Annotated in this window: 21 protein-coding genes; 13 read left to right on the top strand and 8 right to left on the bottom strand. The window is 63.8% G+C overall.

Annotated features, from left to right (window positions below; translation table 11 throughout):
• Positions 1–259 precede the first annotated feature (259 nt).
• Positions 260–613 carry a hypothetical protein gene (locus SPHS8_RS11725; protein ID WP_201515671.1) on the bottom strand — a complete coding sequence of 118 codons (354 nt, stop codon included), beginning with the start codon at positions 611–613 and terminating at the stop codon, positions 260–262.
• Positions 614–749: 136 nt separating this feature from the next.
• Here SPHS8_RS11725 and SPHS8_RS11720 point away from each other — a divergent pair, with 136 nt between their 5' ends.
• The 4 genes from SPHS8_RS11720 to SPHS8_RS11705 are packed head-to-tail and all read left to right on the top strand — an operon-like array spanning position 750 to position 2,664.
• Positions 750–1,130: a RidA family protein gene (locus SPHS8_RS11720; protein ID WP_201515670.1), complete on the top strand. Its 381-nt coding sequence runs from the start codon at positions 750–752 to the stop codon at positions 1,128–1,130.
• A 5-nt stretch (positions 1,131–1,135) separates the two neighbouring features.
• Positions 1,136–1,492, top strand: coding sequence for an ArsC family reductase (locus SPHS8_RS11715; protein ID WP_097092907.1), 357 nt, complete (start codon positions 1,136–1,138; stop codon positions 1,490–1,492).
• Between the two features lie 51 nt (positions 1,493–1,543).
• Positions 1,544–1,969: an RrF2 family transcriptional regulator gene (locus tag SPHS8_RS11710; RefSeq protein WP_097092403.1), complete on the top strand. Its 426-nt coding sequence runs from the start codon at positions 1,544–1,546 to the stop codon at positions 1,967–1,969.
• Between the two features lie 38 nt (positions 1,970–2,007).
• Entirely contained in the window at positions 2,008–2,664 is a 657-nt protein-coding gene (locus SPHS8_RS11705; protein ID WP_201515669.1) for an MBL fold metallo-hydrolase, read from the top strand.
• A 4-nt stretch (positions 2,665–2,668) separates the two neighbouring features.
• On the opposite strand, the gene SPHS8_RS11700 is transcribed toward SPHS8_RS11705, so the two are convergent.
• Positions 2,669–3,100 carry an MAPEG family protein gene (locus SPHS8_RS11700; RefSeq protein WP_201515668.1) on the bottom strand — a complete coding sequence of 144 codons (432 nt, stop codon included), beginning with the start codon at positions 3,098–3,100 and terminating at the stop codon, positions 2,669–2,671.
• A 209-nt stretch (positions 3,101–3,309) separates the two neighbouring features.
• Between SPHS8_RS11700 and rpmF the strand changes: the two genes are divergently transcribed.
• The 5 genes from rpmF to SPHS8_RS11675 all read left to right on the top strand — a co-directional run bounded on the left by rpmF (position 3,310) and on the right by SPHS8_RS11675 (position 6,401).
• Entirely contained in the window at positions 3,310–3,489 is a 180-nt protein-coding gene (rpmF, locus tag SPHS8_RS11695) for a 50S ribosomal protein L32 (protein ID WP_022682012.1), read from the top strand.
• A gap of 65 nt (positions 3,490–3,554) precedes the next feature.
• Positions 3,555–4,580, top strand: coding sequence for a phosphate acyltransferase PlsX (gene plsX / locus SPHS8_RS11690; RefSeq protein WP_236575140.1), 1,026 nt, complete (start codon positions 3,555–3,557; stop codon positions 4,578–4,580).
• Positions 4,577–5,545: a beta-ketoacyl-ACP synthase III gene (locus SPHS8_RS11685; RefSeq protein ID WP_201515667.1), complete on the top strand. Its 969-nt coding sequence runs from the start codon at positions 4,577–4,579 to the stop codon at positions 5,543–5,545. The genes plsX and SPHS8_RS11685 overlap by 4 nt, the downstream gene beginning before the upstream one ends.
• A 126-nt stretch (positions 5,546–5,671) precedes the next feature.
• Complete coding sequence (gene ihfA / locus SPHS8_RS11680; protein ID WP_097092398.1) at positions 5,672–5,968, top strand: integration host factor subunit alpha; 297 nt, start codon at positions 5,672–5,674, stop codon at positions 5,966–5,968.
• Positions 5,969–6,038: 70 nt separating this feature from the next.
• Entirely contained in the window at positions 6,039–6,401 is a 363-nt protein-coding gene (locus SPHS8_RS11675; protein ID WP_201515666.1) for a MerR family transcriptional regulator, read from the top strand.
• A 184-nt stretch (positions 6,402–6,585) separates the two neighbouring features.
• Here the strand turns inward: SPHS8_RS11675 and SPHS8_RS11670 are convergent, their stop codons facing one another.
• The 3 genes from SPHS8_RS11670 to SPHS8_RS11660 are packed head-to-tail and all read right to left on the bottom strand — an operon-like array spanning position 6,586 to position 10,305.
• Positions 6,586–7,128 carry a SixA phosphatase family protein gene (locus SPHS8_RS11670; protein ID WP_201515665.1) on the bottom strand — a complete coding sequence of 181 codons (543 nt, stop codon included), beginning with the start codon at positions 7,126–7,128 and terminating at the stop codon, positions 6,586–6,588.
• Positions 7,125–9,875, bottom strand: coding sequence for an ATP-dependent DNA helicase (locus SPHS8_RS11665; RefSeq protein WP_201515664.1), 2,751 nt, complete (start codon positions 9,873–9,875; stop codon positions 7,125–7,127). The genes SPHS8_RS11670 and SPHS8_RS11665 overlap by 4 nt, the downstream gene beginning before the upstream one ends.
• 52 nt (positions 9,876–9,927) lie before the next feature.
• The gene (locus SPHS8_RS11660; RefSeq protein ID WP_097092394.1) at positions 9,928–10,305 is read right to left on the bottom strand and encodes a PilZ domain-containing protein; all 378 of its coding nucleotides are present in this window, start codon (positions 10,303–10,305) and stop codon (positions 9,928–9,930) included.
• Between the two features lie 152 nt (positions 10,306–10,457).
• Here SPHS8_RS11660 and SPHS8_RS11655 point away from each other — a divergent pair, with 152 nt between their 5' ends.
• Positions 10,458–12,035 (top strand): lysine--tRNA ligase, encoded by a 1,578-nt coding sequence (locus tag SPHS8_RS11655; RefSeq protein WP_201515917.1) that lies wholly within the window; start codon positions 10,458–10,460, stop codon positions 12,033–12,035.
• Positions 12,036–12,291: 256 nt separating this feature from the next.
• Here SPHS8_RS11655 and SPHS8_RS11650 read toward each other — a convergent pair whose 3' ends face one another.
• The 3 genes from SPHS8_RS11650 to SPHS8_RS11640 all read right to left on the bottom strand — a co-directional run bounded on the left by SPHS8_RS11650 (position 12,292) and on the right by SPHS8_RS11640 (position 14,594).
• On the bottom strand, positions 12,292–12,765 hold the full coding sequence (locus SPHS8_RS11650; RefSeq protein ID WP_097092393.1) for an RcnB family protein: 474 nt from the start codon (positions 12,763–12,765) through the stop codon (positions 12,292–12,294).
• 187 nt (positions 12,766–12,952) lie between these two features.
• Positions 12,953–13,630, bottom strand: coding sequence for a 2OG-Fe(II) oxygenase (locus SPHS8_RS11645; RefSeq protein WP_201515663.1), 678 nt, complete (start codon positions 13,628–13,630; stop codon positions 12,953–12,955).
• Between the two features lie 97 nt (positions 13,631–13,727).
• Positions 13,728–14,594 (bottom strand): RcnB family protein, encoded by an 867-nt coding sequence (locus SPHS8_RS11640; RefSeq protein ID WP_236575108.1) that lies wholly within the window; start codon positions 14,592–14,594, stop codon positions 13,728–13,730.
• Positions 14,595–14,892: 298 nt separating this feature from the next.
• Between SPHS8_RS11640 and SPHS8_RS11635 the strand changes: the two genes are divergently transcribed.
• The 3 genes from SPHS8_RS11635 to SPHS8_RS11625 all read left to right on the top strand — a co-directional run bounded on the left by SPHS8_RS11635 (position 14,893) and on the right by SPHS8_RS11625 (position 18,817).
• On the top strand, positions 14,893–15,375 hold the full coding sequence (locus tag SPHS8_RS11635) for a biliverdin-producing heme oxygenase (protein ID WP_201515662.1): 483 nt from the start codon (positions 14,893–14,895) through the stop codon (positions 15,373–15,375).
• Positions 15,368–17,938: an HWE histidine kinase domain-containing protein gene (locus SPHS8_RS11630; RefSeq protein ID WP_201515661.1), complete on the top strand. Its 2,571-nt coding sequence runs from the start codon at positions 15,368–15,370 to the stop codon at positions 17,936–17,938. Before SPHS8_RS11635 ends, SPHS8_RS11630 begins: the two co-directional genes overlap by 8 nt.
• A 69-nt stretch (positions 17,939–18,007) precedes the next feature.
• Positions 18,008–18,817: a DODA-type extradiol aromatic ring-opening family dioxygenase gene (locus tag SPHS8_RS11625; RefSeq protein ID WP_201515660.1), complete on the top strand. Its 810-nt coding sequence runs from the start codon at positions 18,008–18,010 to the stop codon at positions 18,815–18,817.

The raw sequence follows: 18,817 nt of genomic DNA, 5'->3' as shown, positions 1-18,817 counted from the left end.
AGCGATGGGAGAAGATCGCCTCCGGCCCAAAGTCCTGATGCGATGATCAGGAACGCGGCCAGAAAGCCGTTGAAGCGGGTGCGCGATGCTTGCGCGCTGTGCCGAGGCCGAGCGCTTGCGTGGACGAGGCGGAGATGCCTGTGGCGGACGGGCCTGCGGGGCTGGTAGGACATGTTGTCCACCTAGCCCGCCGCACATCATTGCCGCGCCGTGAAGCTGATCCGCTTTCCCTCCGTTCCGGCGCGAACGGGGGAGGGCCTTAGCCTTCCTCTTCCGTGCCGTCGCCCATCATATCGTCTTCATCGTCCATATTCTCGGTATCGACCTGGCCGAGGGCGCTTTCCTCGTCATCCATCTGGGGTTCGCCGGAGAAGGCGTCGAAATCCATATGTCCGGAACGGTTCATTTCCTCCATCCGCTCGACGAGGTCGGGGGTGTCGTCGGGGATGATCTGGGCCGGGTTGCTGCTGCCGCCGCGCTCGCTGTCTTCGGACAGGTCGGTGCTGCGGACGCGGGCGTCGTCGGTGACGGTCTGCGCCTGTGATCCTTCGTCGCGCTGCTCGTCATTTTCCTCGATGATGTCGGGGAAGCGGTCTTTCTCATTTGCGTCCATGGCATGTCTCCTTGCCCCCTCAACGGATCAGTCCCGCCGCCGTTCCTCCCCGCCCAAAAGCCGCTGGACGCGAGCGGCGGCATGGGGCAAGAGCCGCGCCAATCCCCATCCGTTTCCGTTCGAAGGAACTCCCCCCATGTCCCGCACGCTCATTTCCTCGGGCTCGCCTTTCGAGGCGCAGGTCGGCTATTCCCGCGCTGTCGTCCAGGGCGACTGGTGCTTCGTCGCCGGCACCACCGGCACTGATCCCGAAACCAAGACGATGCCGGAAAGCGTCGTCGACCAGACTAGCAACGCGCTGAAGGTGATCGGCAAGGCGCTGGAGGAGGCGGGCTTCTCCTTCGCCGACGTCGTGCGCGTGACCTATTATATCACCGACCCGGCCTATTGGGACGAACTGGGCAAGGCGACGGCGCCGGTCTTTGGCGAGATCCGCCCGGCGGCCAGCTGCATCGTCACCGGCCTTATCAAGCCGGAGATGAAGGTCGAAGTCGAAGTCACCGCGTTCAAGGGGTGATGGCCATGATCACCATGTACGGCATCAAGAATTGCGACACGATCAAGAAGGCGCGCAATTTTCTGGACAATGAGCGCGTGTCCTACAGCTTCCACGACTACAAGGTGTCGGGCGTGGACAAGGGCAAGCTGGAGGAATGGGTGATGGAACATGGGTGGGAAACCATCCTCAATCGTTCCGGCACCACCTTCAAGGCGCTGGACGCGGGCGACAAGGCGCATATCGATGCGGACAAGGCTATCCTGCTGATGAGCGCCAACCCATCCATGATCAAGCGACCGATCCTGGACGTGGGCGGCCGGACCATCGTGGGCTTCAAGGCGACGACCTATGAAGAGGCGCTGAGCGGCGTAAAGGCCTGACCGGCTGCGCGGCGGCTTGTCAAATGAGGCGCGGGGGCGAATAACGGGATCATGCTTTCGCAGAAGACCCGTTACGCCATCCGCGCTCTCCAGCATCTTGCCGACCGCTACCGTCAGGGGCCTGTGCCGCTGAACGAAATCGCGACGCGGCAGAATATCCCGGCCAAGTTCCTGACGGTGATCCTGTCGGAGCTGTCGCGCGAGGGGCTGGTGGCGACGCAGCGGGGACGCGACGGCGGCTATTGGCTCGCGCTGGCGCCCGTCGACATCAGCTATGGCGACATCGTGCGGCTGACGCGGGGATCGCTGGCGCTCACCCCTTGCGCGAGCCGATTCGCGCATGAAACCTGCACCAACTGCCTGCCCGAATCGGAATGCAGGCTGCACCGCGTGATGCTGCGCGTGCGCGACGAGACGGCGCGGGTGCTCGACAGCATCAGCCTGGCCGAGCCGCTGGCGATGGAAGAGGCCGAGTAGCCCTTGCGCCTGGCGCGCGGCTTCGCCACATCTCCGGCATGACTACGCCTCCGCTCAAAGCCGCGCTTATCCCTGTCACGCCCTTGCAGCAGAATTGCACGCTCTTTTGGTGCACAGCCACCAATCGCGGCGCGTTCGTCGATCCGGGCGGCGACCTGCCACGGCTGAAAGCCGCCGCGGAGCAGCAGGGCGCCACGATCGAGAAGATATTGGTGACCCACGGCCATATCGACCATTGCGGCGAGGCGGGGACCTTGGCCAAGGAACTTGGCGTGCCGATCGAAGGGCCGCATGAGGCGGACCGCTTCTGGATCAGCCGCCTGGAGGAAGATGGCCGCAACTATGGCGTCAACGGCAAGATCTTCGAGCCCGACCGCTGGCTGGCCGATGGCGACCAGGTGACGGTGGGTGAGCTGGTGCTGGATGTCTATCACTGCCCCGGCCACACGCCCGGCCATGTGGTCTTCCACCATGCGCCCAGCAAACTCGCCATCGTCGGCGACGTGCTGTTCCAGGGATCGATCGGCCGCACCGACTTCCCGATGGGCAATCATCAGGATTTGATCGACGCGATCACGGGCAAGCTGTGGCCGCTGGGTGGCGATACGGCCTTTGTGCCCGGCCATGGCCCGATGAGCAATTTCGCCCATGAACGCCGCACCAACCCCTTTGTCGGGGACGCCGTGCTGGCCTGACCGCTTAGACCTGGGCGGCAAGGGCCGGAGGAGCCGGTACGGCGCGGGTCGCGCTGTATGCGGCATAGAGCGCTGCGATCGCCAGTCCCGCCATGACGACCCAGGTCAAAAGCGCGCCGACTGCGCGGGCAGGGGAAGGGCTGTCACCATCCATCCCGATCGGATGAGCGACACGCGCGATGATGAAGGCGCATGCCGCGATCCAAAGCCATAGCGGCGAGCCAAGCGCCAGTTCGACAAGCGCGAACAGGATGAGGACCATCGGCGCATATTCGGTGAAATTGGCGTGGGCGCGCATGCGGCGGGCGAGCAATGGGTTTCCGCCATCGCCGTGGAGCGTCTTGGCTGACATGCGAATCCGTACGCATCGCGTCGCCAGCCACAGGTTCACAAAAGCGCAGGCGGCGGCCAGTGTCAGCGTGATCGGCAACAGCATGATGGTCTTCTCCCCTTCTCTCTCTGATGATCAGGGTAACCGGGATGCCGCCAAGGGCAAGGAAGGACTTGCGCCGGGATCAAAAAGCGCTATAGGCGCAGGGCTTCGCGATCACCCGGGCCGCATGGTCTGCGGCGCCTGTGGCGTCGGCATTCCTCGGATATCGGCCAGTCGCTCAACCAGATTTAATTATGGAATAAGGTGCCGACATGGCTGTCCCAAAGAGGAAAACTTCCCCGTCCCGCCGTGGCATGCGCCGCAGCCACGATGCGCTGCGCGTCGAAGCCTATCAGGAATGCTCGAACTGCGGTGAACTGAAGCGCCCGCACAATCTGTGCGAGGGCTGTGGCCACTATAACGGCCGCGAAGTCGTTGCCGTCGGGGCCTGACGACACCCTCTCTCCTGCAAAGGTGTCCTGAAGTGTCCAGCCAACCGCGAATCGCAATCGACGCGATGGGCGGGGATGAAGGCGTGCGCGTGATGATGGCGGGTGTTGCGCTCGCCCGTCACCGCCACGAAGGGCTGCGCTTCACCCTTTTTGGAGACGAGGCGCGGATCAAGGCCGCCCTCGACAATCATCCCAATCTACGGGCCGCGTCCGAAGTCGTACACGCCAGCGATGTCGTGTCGGCCGGGGACAAGCCCAGCGTCGCGATCCGCAAGAAGGCCAGCTCCATGAGCATGGCCATCGCCGCCGTAAAGGCAGGCGAGGCGGGCGCTGCCGTGTCGTCCGGCAATACCGGCGCATTGATGGCGATGGCCAAGCTCGCTCTGCGCACCATGCCCGGCATCGACCGGCCTGCCCTGGCGGCCTTGCTGCCGACGCTGGGCGACAATGACGTGGTCATGCTGGACCTTGGTGCCAATACCGAGTGCGACGCCCGCAACCTCGTGCAATTCGCCGTGATGGGCGCGGCCTATGCGCGCATCGCCTTCGATCTGGAACGCCCCCGCGTCCGCATCATGAACATCGGCACGGAAGATATGAAGGGCACGGAGGAAATCCGTGACGCCGCCGCCATCCTGCGCGCCGCCACCAGCCTTCCCCTGTCATTCGACGGCTTTACCGAAGGCGACAAGATCGGCCGTGGCGAGGCTGACGTGATCGTCAGCGACGGTTTTTCCGGCAATGTAGCGCTCAAGACGGCGGAGGGGACGGCACGCTTCGTCACGGACCTGCTGCGCACGGCCTTTACCAGCTCGATCCGGTCCAAGATCGGCTTCCTGATTTCCAAGCCCGCCATGCATCTGCTGAAGCACCATCTGGACCCCAACAATCATAATGGCGCGGTCTTCCTGGGGCTGAATGGCGTGGTGGTGAAGAGTCACGGCAGCGCCAATGACAAGGGCGTCGCCAATGCTGTCCATGTCGCCGCCCGGCTGTTGGAAGAAGATATCACGCGACGCATCGCCGCCGACATGGCGGGTGTCAGCGCGCTTTCGGGTGTGGCGTCCAAGCAGGAGCTCGCCGCAAAGTGATTCGCAGGTCCGTTCTTCTGGGTACGGGGTCAGCTCTCCCGGTTCGCGCCGTCAGCAATGCTGAACTGGCGGAAACCGTGGATACGAGCGACGAATGGATCGTCGAACGCACAGGCATTCGGAACCGCCATATAGCGGGCGATGGCGAGACGACCTCAACCCTCGCCACCGATGCGGCCAAGGCGGCGCTGGAGGCAGCAGGCCTTGAGGCCCAGGACATCGACCTCATCATCCTTGCGACGGCCACCCCGGACCAGACTTTTCCTGCCAGCGCGACCATCGTTCAGGCAGCGCTTGGCATCGATGATTGCGTGGCGTTCGACGTCGCGGCTGTGTGCTCGGGCTTTCTCTATGCCGTCACGGTTGCGGACAGCATGATCCGCTCTGGCGCAGCGCAACGCGCGCTGGTCATCGGTTCCGAGACGTTCAGCCGCATCCTCGACTGGGAAGACCGGACGACCTGTGTCCTGTTCGGCGACGGCGCGGGCGCGATCGTGCTCGGCGCTGAAGAAAGCGCGGATGGTGCGCGCGGCATATTGGCGGCCAAGCTGCATGCCGATGGGCGGCACAACCAACTGCTCTACGTGGATGGCGGCCCTTCGACGACGAAGACGGTTGGCAAGCTGCGCATGAAGGGACAGGAAGTGTTCCGTCATGCCGTGGTCAACCTGGCGTCCGTATTGACCGAAGTGATGGACGTCGCTGGCCTCCGGACGGACCAGATCGACTGGCTGATCCCGCATCAGGCGAACGCCCGCATCCTGGACGCCACTGCGCGCAAGCTGAAATTGTCGCCGGACCGGGTGGTGATGACGGTCGATCGTCACGCCAATACTTCTGCCGCTTCGGTGCCATTGGCGCTTGACCTGGCGATGAGGGACGGGCGGATCAAGCCGGGTGACCTGCTGGTGCTGGAGGCGATGGGCGGCGGCTTCACCTGGGGCGCGTGCGTCCTGCGGGTCTAACCCAAGGTATATACCCCGGAATTCTTTAGATTTCTTCGGCTGACCATCTTGCCGAATCGCTTATGTTATCGCAGGATTTACCATTGGCGTCGGCATTTGACCGGCGGATGAAGGTGGGGACTTTCGATGACTGGCAATGGCACCCTGACACGCGCGGATCTGGCGGAAAGCGTCAACCGGCACATCGGCCTCTCCCGATCCGAAGCGGCGGCGCTTATCGAGTCCATATTGGAGCATATGACGTCCGCGCTCGAACGCGGCGAAAATGTGAAGATATCGAGCTTTGGCACCTTCGTCCTGCGCGACAAGACCGAGCGGATGGGGCGCAACCCGAAAACCGGGGTCGAGGTGCCGATCGAGCCACGCCGCGTGCTGACTTTCCGCGCCAGCCAGACCATGCGCGACCGCGTCGCTGCATCCTGACGCAGGCGGCGGGGCCGACACGCTTTTCCCACGGTTGACCTTTGCGCCGCGATAGGTGCAACATCATGCGATGGAAAAGGCAGAAGGTGCATTCCTGACAATCAGTGAGCTGTCCGGGGAACTGGGGCTGCCGCAGCATATCTTGCGCTATTGGGAGACGCGCTTCCCCCAACTGCGTCCGCTCCAGCGCTCGGGTAATCGCCGCTATTACCGGCCCGCCGATGTCGCCCTTGTCCGGCGCATCAACCAGCTGTTGAATGTGGAAGGCTTTACCGTGCGGGGCGCGCAGAAGGCGCTGGCCGATGGGCTGGCTTCGCCAAGTCCCGTCGCTGCCCCGGTTGCTGCTGTCCCGGTCAAGCCCGAGCGGGAAGCGGACCTGTTGGATCGGCTCCAGGCAATCCGCGCAGCCTTGGCAAAGGCCATTGGTGACTAAGAGGAGCTTTGTGCTTTAAAAAGGCGCTATCTCCCGAACCGTTCGCCCTGAGCCTGTCGAAGGGCCTTCGCTCCTTACTGAAGAAGAACAGGGCTTCGACAAGCTCAGCCCGAACGGGTTGAGTGTTCAGAGGGAACACATTCCGCCCTAGCGGAGGCCTTGGGTCGCCTCTTAGCAGTAAATCTTAACGCGATTCCGGGCCCAGTGCGGGATCCAGGTCACGGGGCCGGGTGAAGCTTACCAGCGTGCCCCCGTTCGGTGCGACATCTGCCCAAGCATCGATCTCCAGGTCCAGCACCGCAAGGCTGGCCGTGGGGAACTTGACTTCGACATCGTCGCGGAGCGGGCTGGCGCCATCGTCCGGAACCAGTTCGAGGATCAGTTCCTCCAAGCCCGGATTGTGGCCCGCAAGGATGACGCTGCTGGCTGTGTCGGGCAGATCGCGTAACACGTCGAGCAATGTCGCGACCGACGCCAGGTAGATGCGCCGGTCCCAATGGGGATCGAGCGGCTGGCCATACCCCTCCAGAAACGTATCGAGCGTCTGCACCACCCGGACGGCGGGGGACGCGACGAGATGGTCGAACTGCATCTTCCGGCTGCGCGCATATTGACCGATCAGCAGCGCCGCCCTTTCCCCACGCCGATTGAGCGGCCGGTCGAAATCCCGCTCTACCGGATCGTCCCAGTCGGACTTGGCGTGGCGCAACAGGGTCAACCGCTTCATCTTTGCTCCAGGTGGTGGGTGCCGGATTCGTCTTCCTGCTGCCCTAGCGACATGCCGTGGCCATGACCAGCGCGGGAATGGGCGCTCACCGCAATGATCGCTTCGTCCAGGGTGACGCGGCGAATGGGGGTGTCTGGCGGAAAGGCGCTTAGCAACCGGCTGGGCATTGCGGCGGACAATATGACGAAGCTGCCGCGATCCTCGGCGCGGCGGATGAGGCGGCCAAAGGCCTGGGCCAGACGCGCGCGGATCAGCCGGTCATCATAGGCGGCGCCACCTCCGGCGAGACGGCGGGCGGCGTGGAGCACCGTCGGCTTCGACCAGGGAACCCCCTCCATCACGACGAGCCGCAGCGAATGGCCGGGCACATCGACCCCGTCGCGCAAGGCGTCGGTGCCGAGCAGCGATGCGCGCGGATCATCGCGGAAGATGTCGATCAGCGTGCCGGTGTCCATCGGATCGACATGCTGGGCGTAGAGCGGCAGGCCCGCCCGCGCGAGGCGGTCGGCAATGCGCGCATGGACCGCGCGCAGACGCCTTATCGCGGTGAACAAGCCCAGCGTGCCGCCGCCCGCCGCCTCGATCAGCCGCCCATAGGCGCCCGACAGCGCGGCGATGTCCCCGCGCTTGATATCGGTGACGATCAGCACTTCGGCCCGGCCGGGATAGTCGAACGGGCTTGCCGCCTCGAACCGCTTCGCTCCGCGTGGAAGATGGCTGGCTCCGCTGCGGCTTTCCGCATTGTCCCAATCGCCGCCGCCCTTCAGCGTTGCCGATGTGACCAGCACGCCTTGCGCCGGTTTCAGCACGGCTTCGGCAAGGGGGCGGGTCGGGTCCAGCCAGTGGCGATGGATGCCGATGTCATATTCCCGCCCTTCGATCCGGTCGACCGTCATCCAGTCGACGAAATCCGCGTCAGCCGGGCCGCCGATCCGGGCGAGCAGCGCCAGCCATGCAGCGATCAGGTCGCGCCGCCAGCCAAGCGAGGCGATCGCGCCTTCGATCCGTGCCCGGGCCGCGCCGTCCAGCCAATCGGGCGCATCCTCGATGACTGCTTCCATCCGCTTGCCCAGCCGGTTGAGCGGCCGCAGCAAAGCGTCGAGCGCAAGCGCGGCTTCCTGAGCCGCTTCCACCAGCGGGCCATCGGGCTCGGCAACTTCGGTTTCCAGGCCATAGCCTGCATCCGCCTCACCCACGTCGGCCGCGCGGGCATAGACGGTGCCGCGCACTGCGGCGAGCAACTGTTCCAGCGGCCCGAAAGGCTCGCCCGCGACGATCCGCTTCAGCCACTCGTCGGCGGGCAGGGTGCGGGCTGCATCCGCTGCGGCGCGAATCGCCTCGCCGCCTTCCGCATCATAGCTGGCGAGGTCCGACAGGCGGGCGGCAAGGCCGCGCCTGCGGCCCCGCGAATTGCCCTCCGGACCCATGACCCATCGGCGCAGTTCGATCGCTTCCTGCCCTGACAGGGCGACGGAAAAGGTGGAATCGGCCGCGTCGAAAAGATGATGGCCTTCGTCGAAGATGATGCGCTGGGGCCGTTGACCGGTTTCTCGCCCACGCGCCGCGTTGATCATGACGAGCGCATGATTGGCGATGACGATGTCCGCGTCCGCCGAAGCGCGCGCCGACCGTTCGATGAAGCATTTGCGGTAATGCGGGCAGCCAGCGTAGATGCATTCGCCCCGGCGGTCGGTCAGCGCCGTCGATCCGTTGCGGCGGAACAGCGTCGGCAGCCAGCCCGGCAAGTCGCCGCCGACCATGTCGCCATCCTTGCTGAACGCTGCCCAGCGCGCGACGAGCTGGGCAAGGATCGCCGCCCGGCCGGAAAAACCGCCTTGTAGCGCATCTTCCAGGTTCAGCAGGCAGAGATAATTTTCCCGCCCCTTGCGCACCACCACGCGGCGCGCCGCCGTCGCCGGATCGGGAAAAAGGCGCAGGCTTTCCCGGTCAAGCTGCCGTTGGAGCGCCTTGGTATAGGTCGATATCCATACCGTGCCCTGCGCCTCCGATGCCCAGAGCGACGCGGGGGCGAGATAGCCCAATGTCTTGCCGATACCGGTGCCCGCCTCCGCCAGCAGCATGTTGGGTTGATCCCGATGCTGGCGCGGGCGGAAGCTTTCCACGGCGGCTGCGGCATAGGCGCGCTGGCCGGGCCGGGCTTCCGCCGCACTGCCGGTCAGATGGGCCAGCCGCGCCAGTACCGCGTCTTCATCCAGCGAGATGGTGCGCGGCGCTGGACGCGGGGGTGTTTCCTCCCATTCGGGCAAGCGGGAGAACAGCCAGCGTTCCGCTTCGGCCGGCCGGTTTATCCGGGGCGTGACCAGCGGCGCCCACGGCCAGCGGAGGCGAAGAAGCGTCTGGGCGGAGGTCCAGCCGCCCTCGCGCTCGGCCCATGCCGGCGAGCCGAGAATGTCGAGCAGCGCTGCGGTCGCGGCTTGCAGCAGTTGCGGAATGTCCGCTTCGCTGCCCGGCCGCTCCAGGCCAAGCGATTCGGCCAAACCCTTGGGCGTTGGCACGAGGAAGCGGGCCGGATGAACGAAAGCCCACAGCTCCAGCAGGTCGAGGCCATTGAGTTCGGGATAGCCGAGCCTTTGGCCGGTGAGCGGTGCGTTGAGCAGCAAGGTCGGGGTTTCGGCAGCGCAGGCGATGGCCGCTCCCTTGGCGACCGCCTGCGTGTTTCCGCCCTCGCGCAGCCAGATCCCACCATGGCTGGCATGAAGGGCGGGCAGGGCAGTCGCGTCGATCACTCCCGTCGCTTAGGCGAGCGGGAACAAAAGGGAAACCGGAAAAAGGCGCGATTCAGCTTGCGCGGCGGCCAAATCCATTTGGTTGCGAGAGGAAGGGACGGACCATGAATGCGCCTTCGCCACGCTTATGTGCGAGCGGCGATCGCAGGCGGGTCCGCGCCATCTCCAGCATGTCGAACAGCGGGCCGTCCACCAGCTCATAGGGGAAGCGGACGCCCATGCGATCGGGTTCGGACCACTGCACCGTGGCGAAGACGATCTGCCCTTCAAAGCCGATCTGGCATTGGCTGCGAGCCGCCAAGCTGCATCCACGGATCAAGGCGCCGCCTTCGCTCAGGTCGACGATGCTGCCCTCCAGGCTGTCGAGCACCGTTGTCACGACGATGTCGATGTCGACCATTATGCGTTGGCGACTGCGCGCGATATGCATGGTGCCTGTAATCCCCCTTCGATCGGGGGAATATGCCGCATCATAGTTAATCAAGGTTAAACATGACTGCCGTCGTCGAAGCGCGGGCGGCAAACAGGGATCGCGGAAAGCCGTTCCATTTCGCGGCTGCCAAGGCTAGGGGCATCTGCATCATGACTGTGTCCGATATCGTCCGCACCGCCGCTCAGGCGTCCAAGGCCTGGCCCTATGAAGAAGCGCGCAAGCTGCTGAAGCGCTACCAGAATGGCGCGCCTGAAAAAGGCCATATCCTGTTTGAAACCGGCTATGGCCCGTCGGGCTTGCCGCATATCGGGACCTTCAACGAAGTGTTGCGCACGACGATGGTCCGCAACGCCTATCATGCGCTGTCGGACATACCCACGCGCCTGATCGCGTTCAGCGACGATATGGACGGGCTGCGCAAGGTGCCGGACAATGTGCCGAACCAGGCGATGCTGGCCGAACATCTCGGCAAGCCGCTGACGCAGGTGCCCGACCCGTTCGAAAAGTTCGAAAGCTTTGCGCACCATAATAATGCGATGTTGCGCGACTTTCTCGACCGCTTCGGCTTCGACTATGAGTTCGTCTCGGCCACGGATCGCTACACGTCCGGTGCGTTCGACGATGCGCTCAGGAATGTCCTGCGTCATTATCAGGACATCATGGACATCATGTTGCCGACCCTGCGCAAGGAACGGCAGGCGACCTATTCGCCCGTGCTGCCGATTTCCGCGAAGAGCGGCATCGTCCTTCAGGTGCCGGTCGAGGTGCTGGACGCCGACGCAGGGCTGGTGCGCTTCGAGGATGAGGGCGAGATCGTCGAACAGTCGATCCTCTCGGGCGGCGCGAAGCTGCAGTGGAAGGTCGATTGGGCGATGCGCTGGGTCGCGCTGGGCGTCGACTATGAAATGGCGGGCAAGGATCTGATCGATTCCGTCACCCAGTCTTCACGCATCTGCCGCGCGCTCGGCGCCCGCCCGCCCGAAGGCTTCAATTACGAGATGTTCCTGGATGAAAAGGGAGAGAAAATCTCCAAGTCCAAGGGCAACGGCCTCAGCCTCGAACAATGGCTGACCTACGGGCCGCAGGAAAGCCTGGCCTTTTACGCCTATCGCGAGCCGAAGAAGGCCAAGCAGCTGCACATGGGCGTGATCCCGCGCGCGGTGGACGAATATTGGCAATTCCGCGGCAATTATCCCAACCAGCCGGTAGAGCAGCAACTGGGCAATCCGGTGCACCACATCCATGACGGCAAGCTGCCGCAAGGAAAGCTGCCCGTGACCTTCGGGCTGCTGCTCAATCTGGTCGGCGTGATGGGGGATGCCAGCCGCGAGCAGGTGTGGGGATATCTGCAAAATTATGTCCCGGACGCCAGTGCGGAGACCTACCCTGAACTGGATGCCCTGATCGGGCATGCGCTGGCCTATCATCGTGATTTCGTCGCGCCGACGCTGAAGCGCCGCGCTCCCGAAGCCAATGAAGCAGCCGCCCTGCGCAGGCTGGACGACGAACTGGCGGCTTTGGATGACGGCGCGACGGCTGAGGACATCCAGAATATCGTCTATGCCATCGGCAAGGACGAAGCCTTCGGCTTTGCGGAACTGCGCGATTGGTTCAAGGCGCTGTACCAGACATTGCTGGGTGCTGATCAGGGGCCACGGATGGGAAGTTTCATTGCGCTCTACGGCATCGGCAATAGCCGTCGCCTGATCGCCGAAGCGCTGAGCTGACCTACGGGAACATTCACAGCAGGTGAGCGTTCCTATTCTGGTCCACCCCCTTTCGGACTGATGGCGCGCCCTGCGCGCGTCATCGGCCGCGCCCGCTCGGAGACGGGCGGCGCGGCCAAGGGGCTTCTCCACAATTTGGCTGACCTGTGTAGGCGCTGTGCGCCGTGGCCAATCTTCGTGTCTGGACGCTCGTCGCTCACATGAAAACGGCTCCGGACTTTCGCCCGGAGCCGCTCGTCATGCGTGATACTGCCGATTACCAGAAGAAGCCCCGATGGACCTCCATCACGCGGCCGCTGCGGACATTGACCAGCAGCACGTCATTATAGTGCCTTACCCAGCGAAGATTGGGGTTACCCGGCCGGGACAGGCGATAACGATAGGGGTCGCTGATATAGTAGCGGGAATTATAGTAGCTCGGGCGCAGCTGCGATCCGACTTCCCAGCGATTGTAGCGGAACGGCGCGCGCCAGTTGCCGCCGCGATAGACGTCGCGGTGCGAACGGCGATAGTCGCGCCAATCTTCGCGCAATTCCTGTCGCGCGTCGCGGACATCGCGGCGTTGTTCGCGCACGTCGTGGCGTGAGCCATAGCGGCGTGCATCACGCAGCTCGCGCTGTTCCTGACGCAGTTCCCGCGCACTGTCGCGTACCTCGCCGCGCGACTGGGCCATGACGGCGCCTGGCATCGCGGTCGCTGCGATAAGGCCGAGGATGATCAACTTACGCATATATCTTCTCCCATCAGCTTGGCGGCCCTGAACCGGTGAGGGATCAAACTTCTTTCCCCGATGACCAGTTCCGCCACCAACAGGCTGCTTATGCGCCCCCTCCGCTGAACCTTCAGGGAATGAGGTAGTCAGGAGTCAGACATTTATGTCTCAACTTGTATCACCGTTATGAACCGCGGCTTCGGCTTCAGGCCGTCCAGCGGCGCTCGCGAAACCATTTGGTGACGACATATTTGATGCCGCTTTCGACGGGCCGCGCGGCGTGCAGGCTCATCGGGTTGGGAGCGCCGTCAGCCTTCATGTTGTTCCAGATGAGGATCATGCCTTCCACCGGCGGCACCATGAATTCGCAATGGGGAAAATGCGTCTCCCCGCCAGCCGCGACGGGGGAAAGATAGATCATCGCCGTCCAACTGCGCTGTCCCCCTGTCTTCATCATTGCGGGCCAGTAGCTGGCGGTGACCGGGAAATAGTCGCAATGCGCCTTATATTCCTGGCCCGTCGCATAGCGCTGACCCTGCAGCGTCTCGCCATATTCGGGCGGCAGTCCGGTCAGTGCGCAGATCCGGTCGCTGATGCTTTTGACGAGCGGATCATACGGGCTGAGATTGCAGCTCTGGCTGGTGCGGTAATCGGCGTTCGCGCTGCCGGAGAAGAGGGTCGAAGGCTGCGCATCCGCATCGATCAGCGTGCGCAGGGCCTCGCACTCCTCGGGGCTCAGAAAGCCGTGCCGCCCGTAAATCTCCAGATCGGGCGCATCGATCCGGCTGACCATGGGATTGCGGTCCAGCTTTGCCCGCACGGTGTTGCCGATCTTCGCCCTTATGGTGGAGGCGGTGCCGCCATCATCGATCATGTCCGTCATGCCTGCTTCCTGCCGCCGCTGATGAGAGGGTGCAAATGAAAAGGGCCCGGCGCGCCTGGCGCCGGGCCCAGATGATGTCCGCCGGACGATCTCCAGCTTACCAGAAGAATTCCGGGATCACGTCCACGACATAGCCGTCCCGAATATCGACGAGCAGGGCATCGTCATAATAGCGGATCCAGCGCAGCGTCCCATAAGCTGGGGGCAGGCGGTACGACCATGGATCATCGATCCAATAATTGTTCGCGAACAGCAGGCTGTTCAGGAATATGCCAACCGACACGCGTCTGTAGCCATAATCCCAACCGCGCGGGGCATAATAGCGGCCGATGCGATAGCGGTCGCCATAACGCGCCCGGTAGCCGCGCCAGTCATAGCGGCGGTCCTGCCGCCAGCCATTGTCCCAGCGCCGCTGGCTGCTCCAGCGGGTGCGATCGTCGAAGCGGCGCGGCCCGGCCAGGGTGCCGCGCCAGTTGTTGCCGCTGTCGAGCCTCCCGCTCGGCCGGTAGCCGTTCCAGTCGGGGCGCCGCTCGGCGCGATTGTCGCGCCAGTCCGGCCGGTCCCCGCGCCGATCATCCCGCCATTGCGGACGCTCGCCGACAGATCTTTCCCTGATGCGGGCATCGTTGCGCCATGCATCGCGGGCCGCATCGGTGCGGACGTCGCCGCTGCCCCTCCATTGGCGATCGGTCTGCTGCGGAACGGCTTGAGCGCGAACACGATCATTGGCCCGATCGCCGCCACGGTCCTGCCAGCGCTGCGTTGCCGCCCGGTCACCGCGCATACCGCCGTCCCCGCGCTGGCCATATTGCCCGCCATCCCGGGATGCCCGGCCATCGGCGCGGCCCGATTGTTCGCCGCCGCGATCGCGGCCGCCATCCTGCCAGCGTTGGGCATATGCCGGAGCAACGCCGCCCAGCACCGTGGCGGTCATCAGGCCCGCCAGCATCATCTTCCTCAACATGATCTTTGACTTTCCAAAAGGGGCGCCATGCCCCGCATGTTGCCCTTTTTATGTCCCCCGCCATGTCGCGAGGCTGAACTTGTTCGTCAGCGATCAGAAAGAATCTTCTATCATGAAGATGGATAATGGAGCCAGGCGGGCAAAAATCCGTTATGCAGCTAGAAAATAGATCAACTGCTGTCGTTGGCCTTAAAAGCTGATCTAGATCAGTGCGCGGCTTGTTAACAGCTTTTAGGAACGACGAGTGAAGAGAACGTCCAGTGCCGGCCGTGTCCGACAGGCCCTCCGTGATGCCACCATGGCGAATCACCAGCGCGTGGACGAAATTTATTCAGACTTCTCGCTTGGTTCACCGGCTGAATATGCCGCTTTCCTGAAGGCGCATGCTCGTGCCCTCATGCCGCTCGAAAAGCTGGCTCAACCGGATTCGCCACGTTTGCCCCAGCTTGTCGAGGATCTTGCGGTCCTGGGCGAAGCGCTGCCCGAACCGCTCGCTGCTGAAGCAGGTGTAAGTGAAGCCTTTCGCTGGGGCGCTCTCTATGCCCTCGAAGGTTCGCGCCTGGGTGGTGCCATGCTGGAGCGGCGGGTGGCTCCCGGACTGCCGCGCGCTTATCTGAAGGCCGGGCACCACAACGGCAGTTGGATCGCATTTCAGCAGGCGCTGGACGCGGCCGCCGATGGCGGCGGGCAGGAATGGATCGACAGTGCGGTGCAGGGCGCAGAGGCTGCCTTCGCGCTCTTTGCCGCAGGCGCCGCGGCGGAGCGCCTGAATAATGGCTGAGCGCACGGACGCGGATGACGCGAGCTTCGCGGTCGACATCAACAATTGCGATCGCGAACCCATTCATGTGCCCGGCACCATACAGCCTTTCGGCTTTCTGATCGCGGTAACGGCCGACTGGCTTGTCTCACGCGTTTCGGCAAATTGTGAAAAGTTCATCGGCCTCGCGCCTGAGCAGATGCTCGGCAAGCCGATCAACGATATTTTCAGCGCCGACGCCATACATTCGTTACGCAACCGCATCACGTTGCTGCGTGGTCCCGACGCGGTCGAGCGGATATTTTCGCTGGTCCTGATCGATGGCATCAAGCCGTTCGACATTGCGGTGCATTTTTCCGGCTCGCTGGTCGTCATAGAGGCGGAGCCCGCCTTCGAGGATGAGATGGAGGCCACCAGCATGGTTCGCTCCATGGTTTCGCGGCTGGCCCAGACGGACAGCATGGCGGCCTTCCTGCGTGATGGCGCGCGACAGGTGAGGGCGCTGACGGGCTTTGACCGGGTCATGGTCTATCGCTTCGCCGACGGTGGAGATGGCGAGGTCGTGGCCGAAGCGTTGCGATCAGGCATCGACAGCTTTTTCGGGCTGCACTATCCCGCCTCGGACATCCCGACCCAGGCCCGGGCGCTTTATCTGCGCAATATCTTCCGGGTCATCGCGGACGTGAAAGCGGCGCCCGTTCCTATCATCCCGACGCTTGATCCGTCCGGTGCCGCGCTCGACATGTCGCTCAGCCTGCTGCGCGCGGTGTCGCCGATTCATATCGAATATCTCGGCAATATGGGCGTTGGCGCCTCGCTCTCCATCTCGATCATCGTCGAGGGACGCCTGTGGGGCTTGTTCGCCTGCCACCATTATGGGCCGCGCCTCCCCACCTTTGCCCAACGCAGCGCGGCGGAGTTGTTCGGGCAGATATTCTCCATGATGCTGGAAAGCCGGGAGCGGGCCGAAACCGCGGAATATGAGGGCAAGGCGCGGCAAGTGGCCGATCGCCTGATGTCCGCCGTGGCGCAGGATCATGATCTGCTGTCCAACGCCCGTTGGCTCGGCGACGTCATCTTCGACACCGTGCCCGCAGACGGCGTGGGCGTGTATATAGATGGGGAGATGACGCTTGCCGGGCTGACGCCCGACCGGTCGGCTTTCACGGCCATCGTGTCGATGCTCAATCGCGCAGCGGCAAGCCAGGTCTTCGCCACCGATTGCCTCAGCGGGATCATGCCTGAGGCGGCGGCCTATGCCGATCGCGCCGCTGGCCTGCTGGCGATCCCGCTGTCACGGCGGCCGCGCGACTATGTCGTGTTGTTCCGTGCCGAACAGATGCGTTCCGTGCGCTGGGCGGGCAATCAGGAAAAGCATATCGAATATGGCCCCAACGGGCCGCGTCTCTCACCGCGCAAGAGTTTCGAGGAATGGTCGCAACTGGTGAAGGGCACCTCCGTGCCTTTCACCCCGGCCGAACTGCGCGTTGCCGAGGCGCTGCGGACGGCATTGCTGGAAGTGGTGCTGCGCCTGTCCGACTCCGCCAATGAAGAACGGCAAAAGGCGCATGAGAAGCAGGAACTGCTGATCGCCGAACTGAACCACCGGGTGCGCAATATCCTGTCGCTCATCCGGGGGCTGCTGTCGCAGACGCGTGACAATGCCCGGTCGGTGGACGAGTTCATCGACAAGTTGGAAAGCCGGGTCCACGCGCTGGCTCGTGCGCATGACCAGATCACGGCCGACCGCTGGGCACCGGCGCGGTTGCAGGACCTGATCGATGTCGAGGCCGGGGCTTATCTCGGTGAGAAGCGTGACCGGGTCAGGCAGACGGGCCCCAATGTCCTGCTGACGCCTTCGGCCTTTACCGTTCTGGCGCTGGTCATCCACGAAATGCTGACCAACGCCGCGAAATATGGCGCATTGTCGGATGGCGGCACGGTCAGCATCGACTGGCACGTCGATCCCGATGGCAGCTTGCTGATCGACTGGAATGAGAGCGGCGGCCCGGCGGTCGTTGCGCCGACCCGCCGTGGCTTCGGTTCGACCGTCATCGAACGGTCCATCCCCTACGACCTGGATGGGAAGGCAGAGATCGCCTACCGCTTGGCTGGGCTGGAGGCGCATTTCTGCATTCCTTCGACCCATGTCGTGTCGATATTGCCTGACGTTACCGGCAGCGAAAAGGCAAAGCCGCTGCATGCTCCGACGCCCGGGTTGCTGAAGGGCCGCAACGTCCTGCTGGTCGAAGATAATATGATCATCGCCATAGACGGCGAAGATGCGCTGCGGGATTTGGGAGCCGAGGTGATCACCGCCGCCAGCGTCGGGCGCGCCCGCGAGGCGTTAGCTTCGCATCGTATCGATTTCGCGGTCCTGGATTTCAACCTCGGCAACGAAACGAGCCTGCCGGTCGCCGATTTGCTTGCGGAAAATGGCATCAGTTTTCTGTTCGCCACCGGTTATGGCGACGGGCTGGACCTGCCCGATCGCTTTGGCCAGCTCACCTTGCTCAAGAAGCCTTATTCCGGCGCCACGCTGGCGCAGGCTATTGCTCCAATGATTGGTGCGGAAAACGCCTGAGGTACGGCGAAACACACTGTTTCAATCCCCATGCTTGCATGGCGGGGCGCGCCACGCGATCTTCATGCCATGAAACAGCCAAGCCTTTACATACCGCATGGAGGCGGTCCCTGCTTCTTCATGGACCCAGCCGATCCGAACCGGCCTGCGAGCGATCCGATGTGGCAGTCGATGCAGGACTATCTCGCACAGCTGATCGAACACCTGCCGGAGCGGCCGCGCGCGATGCTGATCGTCTCCGCCCATTGGGAGGAGCCGGTCTTCACGGTGCATAAGGGCGATCGTCCAGAATTGCTGTTCGACTATTATAACTTTCCGCCGCACACCTACTCGCTGAGCTGGAACGCGCCCGGCGCGCCAGAGCTTGCCGATCGCGTTGCGGGTCTGCTGCGGGAGGCCGGTTTTCCCGTCGCCGAGGAGCGCGAACGGGGTTGGGACCATGGCGTCTTCATCCCGATGAAGGTTGCGCGGCCACAGGCGGACGTTCCCGTCGTTCAACTCTCGTTGCGCCACGATCTCGACCCTGCGGCCCATATCGCGGCGGGCCGCGCGCTTGAGCCATTGCGGGACGAAGGGGTCGTGATCATCGGCTCGGGCATGAGCTTCCACAATATGCGGGTCCAGGATTCGCAGGCGAGAACGCCGTCGCTCTTGTGGCACGCAGCGCTCAACGATGCCGTCATGGATGATGATCCGCAGCGGCGATCGGCTCGGGTGGCAGCGTGGGACCAGCTGCCCGAGGCGCGCTTCGCGCATCCGCGCGAGGAGCATCTGCTGCCCCTGATGGTGGCGGTCGGGGCGGGCGGCAGCGACCCTGCCCGGCTGGACTATGACGATGCGGTGCGCGGATGGCCGGTGTCGGCCTATCGCTTCGGATAA

It is taken from the genome of Sphingobium sp. S6, from assembly GCF_905120495.1.
GTDB classification, from domain to species: domain Bacteria; phylum Pseudomonadota; class Alphaproteobacteria; order Sphingomonadales; family Sphingomonadaceae; genus Sphingobium; species Sphingobium agri.
The sequence above is the reverse complement of the archived record's forward strand: the minus strand, read 5'-3'. Positions and strand labels throughout refer to the sequence as shown.

Coding starts and splice junctions, on each gene's coding strand:
- SPHS8_RS11725 (WP_201515671.1), bottom strand. CDS start 613: ATGGACGCAAATGAGAAAGACCGCTTCCCCGACATCATCGAGGAAAAT.
- SPHS8_RS11720 (WP_201515670.1), top strand. CDS start 750: ATGTCCCGCACGCTCATTTCCTCGGGCTCGCCTTTCGAGGCGCAGGTC.
- SPHS8_RS11715 (WP_097092907.1), top strand. CDS start 1,136: ATGATCACCATGTACGGCATCAAGAATTGCGACACGATCAAGAAGGCG.
- SPHS8_RS11710 (WP_097092403.1), top strand. CDS start 1,544: ATGCTTTCGCAGAAGACCCGTTACGCCATCCGCGCTCTCCAGCATCTT.
- SPHS8_RS11705 (WP_201515669.1), top strand. CDS start 2,008: ATGACTACGCCTCCGCTCAAAGCCGCGCTTATCCCTGTCACGCCCTTG.
- SPHS8_RS11700 (WP_201515668.1), bottom strand. CDS start 3,100: ATGCTGTTGCCGATCACGCTGACACTGGCCGCCGCCTGCGCTTTTGTG.
- rpmF (WP_022682012.1), top strand. CDS start 3,310: ATGGCTGTCCCAAAGAGGAAAACTTCCCCGTCCCGCCGTGGCATGCGC.
- plsX (WP_236575140.1), top strand. CDS start 3,555: ATGGGCGGGGATGAAGGCGTGCGCGTGATGATGGCGGGTGTTGCGCTC.
- ihfA (WP_097092398.1), top strand. CDS start 5,672: ATGACTGGCAATGGCACCCTGACACGCGCGGATCTGGCGGAAAGCGTC.
- SPHS8_RS11675 (WP_201515666.1), top strand. CDS start 6,039: ATGGAAAAGGCAGAAGGTGCATTCCTGACAATCAGTGAGCTGTCCGGG.
- SPHS8_RS11670 (WP_201515665.1), bottom strand. CDS start 7,128: ATGAAGCGGTTGACCCTGTTGCGCCACGCCAAGTCCGACTGGGACGAT.
- SPHS8_RS11660 (WP_097092394.1), bottom strand. CDS start 10,305: ATGCATATCGCGCGCAGTCGCCAACGCATAATGGTCGACATCGACATC.
- SPHS8_RS11655 (WP_201515917.1), top strand. CDS start 10,458: ATGACTGTGTCCGATATCGTCCGCACCGCCGCTCAGGCGTCCAAGGCC.
- SPHS8_RS11650 (WP_097092393.1), bottom strand. CDS start 12,765: ATGCGTAAGTTGATCATCCTCGGCCTTATCGCAGCGACCGCGATGCCA.
- SPHS8_RS11645 (WP_201515663.1), bottom strand. CDS start 13,630: ATGACGGACATGATCGATGATGGCGGCACCGCCTCCACCATAAGGGCG.
- SPHS8_RS11640 (WP_236575108.1), bottom strand. CDS start 14,594: ATGTTGAGGAAGATGATGCTGGCGGGCCTGATGACCGCCACGGTGCTG.
- SPHS8_RS11635 (WP_201515662.1), top strand. CDS start 14,893: ATGGCGAATCACCAGCGCGTGGACGAAATTTATTCAGACTTCTCGCTT.
- SPHS8_RS11630 (WP_201515661.1), top strand. CDS start 15,368: ATGGCTGAGCGCACGGACGCGGATGACGCGAGCTTCGCGGTCGACATC.
- SPHS8_RS11625 (WP_201515660.1), top strand. CDS start 18,008: ATGAAACAGCCAAGCCTTTACATACCGCATGGAGGCGGTCCCTGCTTC.